Annotated in this window: 12 protein-coding genes and 1 pseudogene; 7 read left to right on the forward strand and 6 right to left on the reverse strand. The window is 65.7% G+C overall.

Annotation, left to right across the window (positions count from 1 at the left end; all coding sequences use genetic code 11):
- Window positions 1-584: 584 nt before the first annotated feature.
- From ACWD4O_RS44090 to ACWD4O_RS44100, 3 genes are all read right to left on the reverse strand, one after another.
- Complete coding sequence (locus ACWD4O_RS44090) at window positions 585-1,598, reverse strand: zinc-binding dehydrogenase (protein ID WP_451288686.1); 1,014 nt, start codon at window positions 1,596-1,598, stop codon at window positions 585-587.
- A 247-nt stretch (window positions 1,599-1,845) separates the two neighbouring features.
- Window positions 1,846-2,484 carry a TetR/AcrR family transcriptional regulator gene (locus tag ACWD4O_RS44095; protein WP_451288698.1) on the reverse strand — a complete coding sequence of 213 codons (639 nt, stop codon included), beginning with the start codon at window positions 2,482-2,484 and terminating at the stop codon, window positions 1,846-1,848.
- A 38-nt stretch (window positions 2,485-2,522) separates the two neighbouring features.
- Window positions 2,523-2,807, reverse strand: a complete 285-nt coding sequence (locus ACWD4O_RS44100) for a hypothetical protein (RefSeq protein WP_451288687.1) — start codon at window positions 2,805-2,807, stop codon at window positions 2,523-2,525.
- Window positions 2,808-3,062: 255 nt separating this feature from the next.
- Between ACWD4O_RS44100 and ACWD4O_RS44105 the strand changes: the two genes are divergently transcribed.
- Window positions 3,063-4,511 (forward strand): MFS transporter, encoded by a 1,449-nt coding sequence (locus ACWD4O_RS44105; protein WP_451288689.1) that lies wholly within the window; start codon window positions 3,063-3,065, stop codon window positions 4,509-4,511.
- 220 nt (window positions 4,512-4,731) lie between these two features.
- On the opposite strand, the gene ACWD4O_RS44110 is transcribed toward ACWD4O_RS44105, so the two are convergent.
- Window positions 4,732-5,370, reverse strand: coding sequence for a TetR/AcrR family transcriptional regulator (locus ACWD4O_RS44110; RefSeq protein ID WP_451288690.1), 639 nt, complete (start codon window positions 5,368-5,370; stop codon window positions 4,732-4,734).
- Between the two features lie 670 nt (window positions 5,371-6,040).
- The gene (locus ACWD4O_RS44115) at window positions 6,041-7,219 is read right to left on the reverse strand and encodes a thiolase family protein (RefSeq protein ID WP_451288691.1); all 1,179 of its coding nucleotides are present in this window, start codon (window positions 7,217-7,219) and stop codon (window positions 6,041-6,043) included.
- Between the two features lie 675 nt (window positions 7,220-7,894).
- On the opposite strand from ACWD4O_RS44115, the gene ACWD4O_RS44120 reads away from it, so the two are divergent.
- The 5 genes from ACWD4O_RS44120 to ACWD4O_RS44140 all read left to right on the forward strand — a co-directional run bounded on the left by ACWD4O_RS44120 (window position 7,895) and on the right by ACWD4O_RS44140 (window position 11,179).
- Window positions 7,895-8,665, forward strand: coding sequence for an enoyl-CoA hydratase/isomerase family protein (locus ACWD4O_RS44120; protein WP_451288692.1), 771 nt, complete (start codon window positions 7,895-7,897; stop codon window positions 8,663-8,665).
- A gap of 73 nt (window positions 8,666-8,738) precedes the next feature.
- The gene (locus ACWD4O_RS44125; protein WP_451288693.1) at window positions 8,739-9,488 is read left to right on the forward strand and encodes an SDR family NAD(P)-dependent oxidoreductase; all 750 of its coding nucleotides are present in this window, start codon (window positions 8,739-8,741) and stop codon (window positions 9,486-9,488) included.
- Window positions 9,489-9,499: 11 nt separating this feature from the next.
- Window positions 9,500-9,985, forward strand: coding sequence for a MaoC/PaaZ C-terminal domain-containing protein (locus tag ACWD4O_RS44130; protein WP_451288694.1), 486 nt, complete (start codon window positions 9,500-9,502; stop codon window positions 9,983-9,985).
- 91 nt (window positions 9,986-10,076) lie between these two features.
- Window positions 10,077-10,841 (forward strand): enoyl-CoA hydratase/isomerase family protein, encoded by a 765-nt coding sequence (locus ACWD4O_RS44135; protein ID WP_451288695.1) that lies wholly within the window; start codon window positions 10,077-10,079, stop codon window positions 10,839-10,841.
- Window positions 10,842-11,017: 176 nt separating this feature from the next.
- Window positions 11,018-11,179, forward strand: coding sequence for a hypothetical protein (locus ACWD4O_RS44140; protein WP_451288696.1), 162 nt, complete (start codon window positions 11,018-11,020; stop codon window positions 11,177-11,179).
- Window positions 11,180-11,997: 818 nt separating this feature from the next.
- Here the strand turns inward: ACWD4O_RS44140 and ACWD4O_RS44145 are convergent.
- On the reverse strand, window positions 11,998-12,642 hold the full coding sequence (locus ACWD4O_RS44145; protein ID WP_451288697.1) for a TetR/AcrR family transcriptional regulator: 645 nt from the start codon (window positions 12,640-12,642) through the stop codon (window positions 11,998-12,000).
- A 1,042-nt stretch (window positions 12,643-13,684) separates the two neighbouring features.
- Here ACWD4O_RS44145 and ACWD4O_RS44150 point away from each other — a divergent pair.
- A pseudogene (locus tag ACWD4O_RS44150) lies at window positions 13,685-13,788 on the forward strand (IS5/IS1182 family transposase); the annotation flags it as partial.

The following is a 13,788-nucleotide window of genomic DNA, read 5'->3' on the forward strand; positions in this document are numbered from 1 at the left end:
TTGTGGAGCGACAGCTTCTCCATGCCCTCTGTATCGGCCACCACCAAGGCCTGACGCACGATCTCCTGCCTGGTCACTGGAATCAGGGCACGTCGAGGCCTGGAAGGCACCCAGAATCGCTGCCCGCATCTGGGCAAGTACGGCGGTCCGGTCATCGGGGGGCGTCGCGCCGGAGGGCGACCGCGATGCCTTGCACGAGGAAGCGGGTCGCAAGCTCGCTGCGGTGCACTCGACAGGGCGCGGGTGACGCATCGGGAACCAGGACGAGGGCCAGGTGGGTCGCGAGGGAGCGGAACAGCGCGTTGGGCTCACCGACCCGTCCGATGTCGCATGGACTACCCCGTGATGCCTGTGCGTCACCGGCCACCCGCGGACGGGTTCACGGGCACGCCCTTCTCGTTCCTCCGTCGTACGACGCCCCTACGCGCGCGCCGCCAGACCGGCGATCAGCAGCTCGACGTCGTACTCGAATTCGGCCGCGGCAAAGATCGTGCTGGAGATGTCGGCGTCATGACTAACAACTTCATCTCTCCCACAGGGCTCGGGCAGGCATTTCCGCCGCATACGAACCTGTCCAAGTACTGCTAGGGGATGAGGACAAGACGAATCGGGTTGCCCTGTTTCGACTCGAGGCGCTCGATGGCCTCGGCGGCCTTGGCCAGAGGGAAGGTGGCACTGACAGATCGGCTGAAGTCGAGGCGCCCGAGCTCGGCGAGGCGTACCAGCTCCGCAACGTGCCCGTCCTCGGAACCGTAGTGGCCGAGGATCTGCTTCCGTGCGTACTGGAAGGCCACGTCGCTGTCGACTGTGAACGAGCCGCCGCTGATGCCTACCAGCACGAGCCTTCCGCCGATGCCGAGAGAGGCCAGCGCCTGAGTGCGTACAGGTGCGACGCCGGCAAAGTCGAGGGCCACGTTGAGGCCCTTCCCGTTCGTAGCGGTCGTGATCTTGGCCGCGAACTCGGGGTCGGTGGGATCCAGAGCGAGGTCGGCGCCGAATTCGAGAGCGCGCTCGCGGGCAGCCGGGACAGGGTCGACAGCGATGATCGGGGCGGCGCCAGAGAAACGCAGCAGTTGAATTCCGTGTGCGCCGAGGCCACCGATGCCCCACACTCCAACGGACTCTCCCTGCTTGATCTTTCCGGTCCATTCGATCGCGGCCCAGGGAGTGGAGACGGCGTCGGGGATGATCGCGGCCTGTTCGAAAGGGAGGCTGTCGGGGATGGGGATGAGTTCCTCGACGGGGGCCACGACGTACTCGGCCCAACCGCCGTCGTAGTCCACGCCCATCGTCCAAACAGCGTCGCCGACGTGCTTGCCCGCACCGACGATGACGCGGGTGCCCGGTGCGGGTCCTGTGACACCGTCTCCGAGAACGTCGACCTCACCGGCGACCTCATGGCCGAGGGTGACTTCGTCCCCGGCCAGGAGCAGCGGGCTGAGGACACCTTGGATGAGATGTACGTCCGAAAGGCATACTCCGGCCGCACGGACCTTCACACGGGCCTCACCAGGCCCGGGCGTCGGCACCGGGACCTCTGTGACGGCGAACGACTTGGTGGCGAAGTTCATTCGCCCGGCCAGCATGGTCTTATCCATGATTCACTCCTGTTTCCTGACTGCGCTACAGGCATTGCTGATGCCGAACTGCTTGGACTTCGCTCATGCGCCGGTCTCGCTTCGATGAAGGGGGCGCAGCCAGTGCCGCCAACAACTGCGTGGAGTCGAGACGTTGACTGGTTCAGGCCGCAGTTGCGTCGGTGACGAGTGTGACGTGATAGCCCGCTTCCATCGCGAAGCGGCCGTGCTGCTTGAGCTATTGGTCAAGGCTGGTGTTCTCGAGATGTCATCGTTCCTCTTCAGCCTCGAGTCTGTCGTCCCTCCAGTCGGCGAAGTGGGTGGCGAGCAGCCGATCGATTTCTGTCATCAACACATGCGCGTCGCGCTGAGCGGTGTGGGCGGTGGACATCGCCATGAAAACGACGGCGAAAACGACCCGGCCGCTCGGCTCGGCGGACTGCACTTCGGCAGCGCCGGTGTCGACGAGGACATGCTCGATGTGCCGCTGCAGCTCTTCGACGATCTCCTGTGCCTCGTTGCGGTAGCGCGTGTTCGTCGTCCCGTAGACGATTTCGTGCACATAGGCGCGCCCGTTCTCCAGATGCCGGCGGTTGCATTCAACGACCGGCTCCAGGAGCGCGAGGAGCCGCGGCCGGAGCCCGTGCTCTCGGGCCTGGGCCTCCCAGCCGTCCTGAACCGACTGACCGAACCGGCGGTTGTAGATCATGACGAGCAGTTCGGTCTTGGTCGCGACGTACTGGAACAAGGTGCCGGTGCCGATATCGGCGCGCTCGGCGATCTCCTGAGTCGTGACCGCCGACACCCCGTGGGCGTCGAACAGCTCCACACCCGCTTCGAAGATCCGCGCCAGCTTGTCCTGCTTGTTTCTCTCGCGCCGACTCAGTGGCGCGGCGGCGTTCGTCATCACGGGTGGTTCCTTCACTGCATCACTCCGATGTTTCGTTACCACTGAAACAGACTATACTCATTTTCGATCGTAGTCGTATTTTTCTCGCGGGCTGGGCTGATCTGTGCGGCCTTGTTGTGCCCGACGTGGCCAGGCCTGTGCGGGTTCATGGCCGGGACGGCAAGGAGCGGGTCGAGGTACGAGAAGTGTGACCTGTCGAGTGTGCCCGGGTGGTTCGCCGTTTCCCTCGCCGGGTCGAGTTGGGCGTCGACGTCCGATGCGCTGCGATGCTCGGCCGGCCCGATCGTCATGTCGTCGAGCGCTCTCCAGGTCGAACTCATGAGCGAGCGCCTCCGACACCCCTACCTGTCGATCCGCGCCCTTCATGGAGCCGGTACCGCGAATTAACGACTGCGCTCAAATTTGAGTGTAATCTGCAATCGCGGTCGCCTCCCATCAAGGTGCGTGATCATGCCAATTTCCAGCACGCCTGCCAGGGGTGTCGGTGTGCCCATCGCAGATCTGACGGAGAGTTCTCCCTGCCAGGAGGCAGTTTGACCGCGGGTCAGATGCAGCTACAACCGTTGGAGTCCTGCGTGTCCCAAACCTCTGGCATCGCCCGGCCGACCCAGGCGCCGGTATCCGAGACGCATGCCTGGACCGGCAAGCAGCTCGTGATTGTGCTGGTGATCGGCCTCGCTGCGCTGGTGGTGTCACTGACTCAGTCGCTGCTGATACCGGTCATGTCCGAACTCGGCACCGAGCTCGACGCGTCCGCAGACGGCGTCGCCTGGATCTTCACCTCGACCCTGCTGGTCGGCGCGGTTGCCGTCCCGACCTTCGGCCGCCTCGGCGACCTGTACGGCACCCGCAGGATGTTGCTCGTCGCCCTCATCACACTGGTTGTGGGATCGTTGATCTGCGCTGTGGCGGACAACCTGGCCATGATGATCGTCGGTCGGGCTGTGGTGGGGCTCGCTGCGGCCGCGATCCCGCTGAGCATCAGCCTGGTCGGTGTGATCCTGCCGCGTGAGCACGCCGGTGCGGGTATCGCTCTGATCAGCGCGATGTTGGGGGTGGGCGGTGCGCTCGGCCTGCCGCTGGCCGGACTGGTCGCACAGTACGCGGATTACCACTTGCTGTTCTGGATCTGCATCATCGGCGGCGCTGTCGTCTACCCGTTGATCCTGCGGCTGGTGCCGGAGCCGGCGCGGGACGCGGAGGGTCGGATGGACGTCCCCGGCACGCTGCTGCTCGGCGCCGCGATGCCGGCACTCCTGCTGCCGCTTGCCCAGGGACAGTCATGGGGCTGGACCGACCCGCTCACCCTCGGCCTGTTCGCCACCGCCGTGGTGCTCCTTACCGGTTTCGTTCTGCTGGAGCTGCGCCGGACGTCCCCGCTGGTGGACGTGCGGACCAGCGCCCGCCGCCCCGTGCTCCTGACCAACCTGGCCTCGGTCTGCGTGGGCTTCACGCTCTTCGCCAGCCTCATCGGCACCGCTTCATACGTACAGGCCCCGGCCATCAGCGGGTACGGCTTCGGCTCATCGATCCTTGCTGGCGGACTGTGCATGCTGCCGGGTGGCCTGATGATGTTGGTGCTCTCCCTCGCCTCATCCAGGCTCAACGCGCGTACCGCCTTGGCCGTCGGCGCGCTGGTCATCGCAGTGGGCTTCGCCACTCGCATTGTGCTCGCCGAGCATATGTGGCAGGTCGTCGCAGGTAACGCGATTGTCGGCGCCGGCATCGGTATGGCGTACGCCGCGATGCCCGGTCTGATCATGCACGCCACCCCCCGCTCGGAACTCGCCGCGGCCAACGGCCTCAACACCCTTTTCCGCAGTGTCGGCAGCTCTCTGGCCAGCGCGATCGGCGGCGCCATCCTGGCCGCGCAAACCATCGACCTGGCCGGGCACACCCTGCCGTCGCTGAGCGCCTACCGCTTGCTCTTCGTCATTTGCGCGACCGTCGCGGTCCTCGCTGCGCTGCTTGCCTTGGCCATCCCGCGCTCGTCGAACACTGCGGACGCCGTCCTCACCGACTGATTTCCGGCGCATCACGCAGAGGATCAGACCGGGCGGGTGCCCCAGCCCGTGTATCGACAGCTTCCGCCCATGTCCTGCAGGTCGCGGCCAGCCGAGCCGCTGGACTGCGGTCCCGTCCGTGGAGAAAGAGCTTCACCACGGACGAGGTGTGTGGTCGCACGTCAAGAGGTCCCTCGCCAACCTCACCCGGCATGATCTTGCTCAGCTCTGCGCTGTGGTTTCAGCCTTGGGCTGACGTCTCGCCCGAACGGGTCTCCTCGACGCCGCTCATCAGAAGGTCCACCATCTTGGCGGCGACGTCGGCAGCTCCAAGCCTCCCCTCCGGCGAGTACCACCGGGGGATCCAGTTCACGGCCCCCATGAAGGTGACGAGCACGAGGTCGGGGTCGACATCGGGTCGCAGCGTTCCATCCTCGCGTCCAGTCAGGACCACGTCCTTGAACTTCTGCTCGAACGCCCTGCGTCCCTTGACGATGATCTCCTTCTCCGGCGGGCGCAGTGCGTCGACCTCCATCAGTGCCGCACAAGCACCCAGCTGACGGACGAGGTTCTCGATGTAGTACTCCATCGACGCCCGCAGCCGGGAGGCGCCAGAGCCGCCATGCTTCGCTCCGTGGGCCTCGGCCTGTTCTCCGATCTCGAGGGCCTCTCGGTGGCACTCGTAGAGGATCTCCTGCTTGTCGCGTACGTAGTTGTAGAGCGTCCCCTTGGAGATCCCGAGTGTCTCGGCGATGTCGTCCAAGGTGGTGTTGTGATAGCCGTGCCTGCCGAAGGCGAGCGCGGCTTCGCGTAGCACGGCCTCTCGTTTCAGCCGGCGGATCTCGCCGCCGGTGTTCCTCTGATTCTCCCAACGAGCCAAGTTGGGCCCCCTCTCGTGCCTGACTTCATCGAGTTCGACTGCTCGGGACAGTGTACTGAACCCAGTAGTCAAACTCGCTGACTGCAACGTCACCGTGGGACGCGGTCACGGGAGCACACGTTGATTTGCTCGGCCTGGCCAGCGCGGAAGGATCTCGCTTCCAAATGCATCGACCCCTCCTGACGACAGGTCGTCCTCCCCGTGTTCGGGTTCGGCCAGGCGGCGACTTCCGCGGGGCGGCACTGACTCGGTGCTGCGGAGCCTCACGGCGGGGCTTGCGCATGGCTCGGGGCAGTTCGCGGTGCGGTTCACTTCGGTCCTGGACAAAAAGGGTTCGGTAGATCGTCTTGGGGCCGCCCTCGACGGGCGTGCCGTTGGGCCGGAGCTCCCGGCTGACTATGGAGAGGCTGGGGCCTGACTCGGCTGTCCCTGGCCGGTATGAATGGCGGGCCGCCCTTGTGTCTGCCGATCGGCCGCCAGCCGTTACGCCACCACGTGCTGGTGAGTTGAGTGGTGTCGATGGTCCGGCAGCTTCCCTCTGCTCGCCGATCAGGAGCCGGTGTCTTGCCAGTTGCCGTCCTGTTCGATCGAGGTCGGCCCACCGGAGTTTCGGGTGCTTGGGGCCCCTGGCGCCGAGCCGGTTTGTGGGCGGCTCGGCGCCAGGATCCGCTCATCGGCTGAGAATGGTCACGACGGCAACGGCGGAGTCGTTCCCCAGCCAGCCGCCGCCGTTCTCCGCGATGGCGACGGTCGCACCCTCGCGCTGCCGCGCGCCGGCGCGGCCGCGCAGCTGGTCGGAGAGCTCGACCAGCTGCGCGCACCCGGTCGCGGCGATGGGGTGGCCGCGCGAGAGCAGACCGCCACCGGAGTTCACCGCGATCCGCCCGTTGATCTGGGTGTCGCCCGAGCGCAGCAGCTTGACGCCGTCACCGGGAGCGCAGAAGCCGAGTTCCTCGTACAGTGCGATCTCGGCCGACGCCGTGGCGTCGTGCACCTCAGCGACATGCACCTCCTCAGGTCCGATTCCTGCCTGCTCGTAGGCCGCACGTGCTGCACGCTCGGCGACCAGCGGGCCGTCCTGCTCATCCAGCCCGGTGAGCAGGATGCTGGCGCGCACGAACACGGGATCCATGCCACGCTTGCGCGCTGCCTCGGGAGACATCAGCACGAGCGCCGCCGCGCCGTCGCCGATGGGCGAGCACATGGGAAGCGTCAACGGCCCTGCGACACTCCGCATCGACAGGACCTCGTCGACGGTGGTGGGGGTGCGGAACTGGGCGTTGGGATTCAGCGCCCCGGCCGTGCGGCTCTTGACGGCGACGGCGGCGAAGTCCTCGGGCGTCACGCCCTGCTCCTCGACCATGCTGCGCGCCGACGCCGCATAGATGTCCATGAAGATCGACCCGCGTGGGTTGCCCCCCAACCGCTCGCGGAGGCGGTCGATGTCCTTGACGTCGGTACCCGAGGCGATCGAGCCGAGGACCGCCACCTTGTCCGGGTAGGACATCTTCTCCGCTCCGACGACGAGGGCGATGTCAGTGGAACCCGATGCGATCTCGTTGCAAGCGAGCCGGAACGCAGACGAGCCGGACGCACACGCGTTCTCGACATTCACCATCGGGCGACCGAGCAAGCCGGTGTGACGCAGGGCGACCTCGCCACGGATCGAGTGTTGGCCGGCCATCGCGTCGGTGGCGTTCGCATAGGCGACGAAGCCGATGTCCGCGGGTGTGCACTGCGCATCGGCCAGAGCGGCCGCGACCGCCCGCTGGGCGAGCTCCGCGCTCGAGACGTCGGGGAACAGGCCGAACGGCGTCATGCCGGTACCTGCAATGGCGATCTTCTGCATGGTGCCCCTAACAAGTTGACTTTAGAGTTAGTTAATCATACTCTGCACTCATTGATCTGTGTGTGCCATGAACTCCAGGCGTTACAGGTCGCAGGCCCGCCGACCGATCAGGTGGGGGCATGTGAGTAATGACCTGACGAAAAGAGGTGTCCGTCGTGGAGCTGCATCTCGACTGCGCAGCAGGTCCGATCGGGGACGGTCTCGAACCCGGAACGGACGTCGCGATCTACTTGCCGAACCACGGATCGTCGTGCGCAGCGGCAGTGTCATGGGGGAGCGCGACAAAAACTCAGACGTGACCGCGGAACCACCGGCGCACGGGTGGTGGCACTCCGTTGACGTCGGATATTCCGACGATGGCCATGCGTTTCTGTACTCGGTCCAGGAATGTGCGGGCGTCGGTATCCCGGACGGGAAGCGGGGGCGAGGCAGTTCTCGCCGTGGGTCCCCTGTGCCCGGCTGGCGACGTCACTGAGGCCGAGATCATCGCGGACTGTCGGCCCCCGCTCGGCTGCGTGACCACCCCGCAGCGTGTCGTCATCACCGATTCGTTGCCGCTCAGTGGCAACTGCAAGCTGCTCCGACACGAGATCGGAGCTCCGTACTGGAAGGACCAGGATCGTGGCGTCTACCACAGCCAAGACAGTGACCATCAGCGAGGACGCTCTGACCGAGGTGCGGAACGGCGCGCTGTGGGTCACGTTCAACCGCCCCCAGGCGATGAACAGCCTTACCGAAGGCATCATCGAGACCCTCGAATGGGCTCTGGACCAGATCGACGAAAACCCGGACCTTCGCGCACTGGTGGTGACCGGCACAGGGCGGGCGTTCTGCGCCGGTGCCGACCTCAGCATCGGAGGCGGGTCCGACGGCGACGAGGGCGAAGGCACGGGTCAGTACCGCGCGATGCTCGAACGCGCGCTCAAGCTGTTCTCGCGTCTCGACAACGCGAAGCGCCCGACGATCGCCGCTCTCAACGGGATCACGCTCGCCGGCGGTCTGGAGATCGCCCTGGCCTGCGACATCATCGTGGCAGCTGCATCGGCGAAGATCGGTGACGGCCACGTGAAGTTCGGTCAGCTTCCGGCCGGCGGCGGGACGGTCCGCCTGCCCCGTCGCGTCGGGGCGTCCTTCGCGAAGTACCTGATGTTCACCGGCGCCGTACTCACTGCCGAGGAAGCGCTGGCGGCTTCTCTCGTTGAGAAGGTCGCACCGGACGAGCAGCTGCAGGACACCGTCGACGAGATCGTCGCCGCTGTCGGTGCGGCGAGCCCGATCGGCGTGAGCCTGATGAAGGAACTCGTACATGCCGGACTGAGCCTGGGTCCCGAGCAGGCGCTCGACAACGAGTTGTCGGTAGCCGTGGAGTACTCCAAGTCCGAAGACCGCAAGGAGGGTCTCGCGGCCTTCCGGGAACGCCGCGCGCCCGTCTTCATCGGCCGTTGATCACCGCTGACTCCACCACCCTCAGAAGGAAGTCATGAACAACATTCTCTCACTCGAAGGTCGTGTCGCACTGGTGACGGGCGCCGGCCAGGGCGTCGGCCGTCAGGTCGCTCTTCACTTCGCCGCCAACGGTGCGGAGGCGGTGATCGTCAACGATTTCATCGAAGAGCGAGCTGCTGCCGTGTCCGCGGAGGTCCAGGCGCTCGGCTCGAAGGCAATCGCCCTCACCGGTGACGTCACCGACTACGCGACGATGTCCGCGAAGATCGCCGAAGCCGTCCAGCAGCTCGGCCGCCTGGACATCCTCGTCAACAACGCGGGAAACGCCGGGCCCGTCCTCGACGACGTCCAGCTGGCTCCGTTCTGGGAGTCGGAACCCGTGAACTGGGCGCCCTGGCTGGGCACCAACCTGTACGGCGTGCTCAACGTGACCAGGGCGGCCATGCCGACGATCCTGGCCTCAGGCGCGGGGAGCGTCATCAACATCATCTCCGACGCCGGACGTGTCGGAGAGGGCCACTTGCCCATCTACTCGGCTGCGAAGGCCGGCGTAGCGGGATTCTCTCGCGCTCTGGCGAAGTCGGCCGGCGCTGCGAACGTCCGTGTTAACTCCATTTCCCTCGGCAGCATCAACACGCCCGCCGTCGAGGCAACGCTCGCCAACCCCGAGGCGATGAAGAAGATGCTGCGGCACTATGTGATCCGTCGTGTGGGTGAGCCGACGGACGTGGCCAACATGGCGCTATTCCTGGCCTCCGATGCGTCGAGCTGGATCACGGGACAGACCTATCCCGTCAACGGCGGCTACTCGTTCTCCCAGTGAGTGCCTCGCCCATGAGCGCGAAGGGATACGCCGACGACCTCCCCATCGGCGCACCGATCGACCTCGGGTCATATCACGTCACCAGGGAGGAGATCATCGCCTACGCCCAGCAGTGGGATCCCTTCGACTTCCACACGAACGAAGACGCGGCTGCCTCCTCGGTCTTCGGAGGTCTGGTCGGCTCGGGCTCCCACACGATGGCGATCTTCCAGCGCCTGGCCGTGCTCGGGTTCTACCGGGACTGGAACGTCCTCGCCGGGCGGACGATCTACGAGATCCAGCTGACGAGCCCGTTGCGACCTGGCATGGACGTTCGCGGCGAGATCGAAATTCTGGATGTCGACCGTACGAAGCCGCACCGTGCACTGGTCAATGGCCGTGGCGCGTTGTTTCACGGAGCTGTCCAACTCATGCAGTACCGGTGGGGTTCGTACTTCGCGAGAAAGCCTGCCGCGACAGGCCGACCGACTGTGGTCCCCGTCCGTGGGACGAGCTGACCACACCGCTCGAGATCTGAACCCAACCCTGCAATAGGGCTGATCGACGAAGTATCGATTAAGGCGGCGTTGGCCGTGGCGAGGAGCACCGATGTCTGAACTGTCCGGAGTCCGATTCGAAGTCGAGGCGGCGGTCGGCACTATTACCCTGGCTCGTCCTGAGGTCTCCAACAGTGTCGACCTCGACACTGCGACCGCGTTCGGTGCCGCAGTCGATCGTGCAGCGGCCGACGATGCCGTGCGAGTCGTGGTGCTCAGGGGCGACGGACCGCGGTTTTGTGCCGGCGGCGACGCTGCGTGGATATCGTCGGCCGGCGACACGCATGCAGCACTACTAGAGCTGGCGGGCGTGTTCGACGGTGCACTTCAACGGCTCGGACGGATCCCCAAGCCGGTGGTTGCGGCGGTGCAAGGCGCCGCCGCAGGGGCCGGTCTCGGGGTTGTACTCGCCGCAGACCTCGTCGTGTCAACACGCACTGCCCGCTACCTCACGGCCTATGCCGGGATCGGCCTCACGCCCGACTGCGGTGTCTCGTGGTTGTTGCCGCGAGCTGTCGGCCAGCAGCGTGCGCTCGAGCTGGCCCTCACCGGTCGGATCCTGTCGGCCGAGGAGGCCCAGGCGTGGGGCATTGTCACTACTGTCGTTGACGACGACGGCCTCGACGACGCTATGGCCGAACTGACGGCGCGGCTGACCGCGGCGTCGCCGTTCGCCCTTGGTCAGGCCCGGCGTCTCATTCGCTCCTCATTCGACCAGTCCCGAGTGGACAGCGGGCAGGATGAATCGGAGAGCATTGCCGCAGCCTCGCTGACCGACGAGGCGAGGGCGTCCATCAGTAAGTTCGTCAAGAAGTGATCGGCCAGCCGCTTGAGGGCCGCAGGATGCCCATGTGCGGTGGCAGCCAGGGCATCGGCGTGGCCGCGCGCCCGTCTCGGTGTCGGCGTCGCCCTGCTCGCCAAGGCGGACGTGCCTGATCCGACCGCCCAGCACGATCCACGCCGCGGCTGAGGAGATTCGAATCCCATGGCGCGATGGTCAAAATGGTCGGCTTCGGCCTCTCCATCGCGGTTCTCTTCGACGCCTTCGTGGTCCGCATGACTGTTGGCCCGGCCGTTCTCGCCCTGGACGTGGATGGAGAGGGCCTGATTGAGCATTTTGACGGAAGTACAGCAGAAGTCAGACGAGGAGCGTGAGCTGACCGTCTCTGATGCTTCTTCAGTACTCCGGGGGCATCTCACCCTGACGTGACACCCCCCGGTGACCGCACCGCGCCCTAGGGACGGGAGCGGTGCGGTGGAGAAGCCCGGCAGTGGTCCCATGAGCGGCCGACCACTGCCGGGCAATTCTCTGTGGGTCGCCCTCGTCGAAGGCGCGGGCGCGGCGCATATGCGGAGCGGGCCTTGGAGACAACCGCCGGATCGTAGGGGATGTCCAAGGTGGCCACGTGTCGTCATCGAGAACTCGGGTCCACACCATGAGCAGAGCAATGTCATCGGTAGGGCTGTTGAGCAGGAGGTCGTAGATATCCTCCAATTTCGGCAAAGGCGTTCGGTGTACCGGCGAGGAGACTGCCTTCCGGCAGTTCCAACTGGGCTGCTTCGAAGGGGAACCCGCCCAGGCCCAGTGGCGGGAGACCGGATCGTAGACCGCGAGAGGCACGTGGCGCTGATCTCGTCGCTGATGGGGCGCGACGTGCGACGTTGAACGCCGTCCATGTCATCGTCGACGCGGGGATCGAGGGCAAGGATCTATTGCCGGCTGGACTGCGGACGGCTCTTGAGAAGTCGCGGGAGGCGCAGCCCGATGGCTGACCGTCGTGGCGGGGCGCGCGGGTCGAACCTGATCGACGCCTGCGTCGAGGTCGGTGGAAGGCGGCTGGGAGAGATCCCAGTTGGCCGAGGGTGCCAGGCCGGCTGCCGGATTGGCGCTGACGGTGTTGACGCTCGGGATCGCAGGCGTGCGGTCGACCGTCGGCCGCTTGCCGCGATCACACTGCCCCGGCGGGGGCCCGTCAGGCTCTGGCAAGCCTTGCAGTCTCCTCCGCATGGACAGACTCGACCCCTCGCATCAGTGTGTCCACCATCTTGTCGGCAACCTCATCGGCCTCGTAGCGTCCCCCCGGCGAGTACCACCGCGGAATCCAGTTGACTGCCCCCATGAACGTCATGACCACCAGTTTTGGGTCCAAGTCCGATCTCAGAGATCCGTCGCCGATTCCGGCTTCTATCACAGCCCTGAAACTCGATTCGAATCCGTCACGGCGCCGGACTGCGACTTCCCTGTCTTCGGGACGGAGCGCGTTGATCTCGGTCAGTGCCGCACATGCACCCAGCTGATTGATGAGACGTTCTACGTAGAACTGCATGCAGTTTCGCAGTCGAGTGCCACCCGTGCCGCCTGCGGCATCGGCGAACGCGACGGCCTGATCCCCGATGTTCAGGGCCTCCGTATGGCACTCGAACAGGATTTCTTGTTTGTCGCGGACATAGTTGTAGAGCGTCCCCTTGGAGATCTCAAGCTTCCTGGCGATGTCCTCCAAGGACGTGTTGTGGTACCCGTGACGGCCGAAGGCTCGCGCTGCCTCCCTCAAGACCGCTTCTCGCTTCAGCTTGCGAATCTCATCGCGGGTGTTCCTCTCGTTCTCCCAGCGAGGCATCTGTCCTTCTTCCTGCGGGCCGACCGGCTTGAGTTTGGTTTTGCCGGTTGATGTTAGTTGACTCAATGGTCAACCATGTTAACTTTGCCGTCAGTTGTGTGCGCCGCGGTCGCCCGCACCGCTATGGAGGAACCGTTCCCCGATGCTGGGAACGAGGCGGGAACGGCGTGCCGAACACCGGAGCGTGTGCTGGGCCCTTGGGGCGGAGTCGCTCAGCGGAGGCCGAGTGTGATGGTGACGCCTCGAGTGCGGGCGACGAACGACATCAATGACTCAAGACCTGTGCGACGTAAATGTCCTTGGGGCCTTGCTGCGGCCTGCCCGGAGGCGACACGTGCCGGCTGTGCGCGACAGGCGGTCCTTCCTTGTCGCTAGGCCGTGCGTCATCGTGCATGTCTGAATGCCGACCGGCCCGAGACCCCGCGCATGAGCCGCCTCATCATCGGACATGGCGCCCAGTGCCGCCGCGCCGTCGCCGGTCGGCGAGCGCATTGGCAGGCAGTGTGAGCGGTCTGGCTACGGGCGCTTCGCGAGAACCGCTTCGGCTGAGGGCGGATCCCGGAGAGGGTGTTCGGATCGAGGGAGCCCGCTGCCCTCCTCCTGACCGCGGGGGCGCGGCACGCGTGAGCCTGTACGCCGACGAGCCTGAGCGCACGCGTTCTCGATGTTGACGTTGGGGCGACCGGGCGTCTGTGCGACGCGATGCCACCTTGCCCCGGAAGGAGAGTGGGTTCGCGAGGGCGTCTGTGGCGTTGGTATAGGAGATGAACCCGATGTCTTCTGGCGCGCTTGTGTATCCGGATGCTGCTCTTGTCCTTGAACACACCGAACTGCGCCGGACGGCCATCGAGTCTGGCTGCTCGGGTGGACAGTCGAGAACGGTGCTGCGGCGGTCGGCGGTACAGACCTCCTCTTTTCGCCCAAGGCGACTGCGGCGTTACTCCGGCCGCCGTAGCACGTAGGCGTCGAGCTCGAATGACAGTAGTTCAGCCTTACCGTCGTGGAGTGTGCCGAGGGTCGTGCACAGGGCGCGATCCGGTCGATGGTCGTGCCGCACCGCAAACGGCCTCACCGGCCCCTGCTGCCGGGCGAGGAGGACGACAACGCCGCCCACCGCAAGGTGCGTGCGCGCGTGGAGCATGTGAT

Source organism: Streptomyces sp. NPDC002623 (assembly GCF_053592635.1).

Bases quoted from the DNA above. Each gene is read 5' to 3' on its own strand.
- ACWD4O_RS44100 (WP_451288687.1), bottom strand. From the start codon at position 2,807: ATGAGTTCGACCTGGAGAGCGCTCGACGACATGACGATCGGGCCGGCC.
- ACWD4O_RS44095 (WP_451288698.1), bottom strand. From the start codon at position 2,484: ATGACGAACGCCGCCGCGCCACTGAGTCGGCGCGAGAGAAACAAGCAG.
- ACWD4O_RS44115 (WP_451288691.1), bottom strand. From the start codon at position 7,219: ATGCAGAAGATCGCCATTGCAGGTACCGGCATGACGCCGTTCGGCCTG.
- ACWD4O_RS44145 (WP_451288697.1), bottom strand. From the start codon at position 12,642: ATGCCTCGCTGGGAGAACGAGAGGAACACCCGCGATGAGATTCGCAAG.
- ACWD4O_RS44090 (WP_451288686.1), bottom strand. From the start codon at position 1,598: ATGGATAAGACCATGCTGGCCGGGCGAATGAACTTCGCCACCAAGTCG.
- ACWD4O_RS44135 (WP_451288695.1), top strand. From the start codon at position 10,077: ATGTCTGAACTGTCCGGAGTCCGATTCGAAGTCGAGGCGGCGGTCGGC.
- ACWD4O_RS44140 (WP_451288696.1), top strand. From the start codon at position 11,018: ATGGTCAAAATGGTCGGCTTCGGCCTCTCCATCGCGGTTCTCTTCGAC.
- ACWD4O_RS44130 (WP_451288694.1), top strand. From the start codon at position 9,500: ATGAGCGCGAAGGGATACGCCGACGACCTCCCCATCGGCGCACCGATC.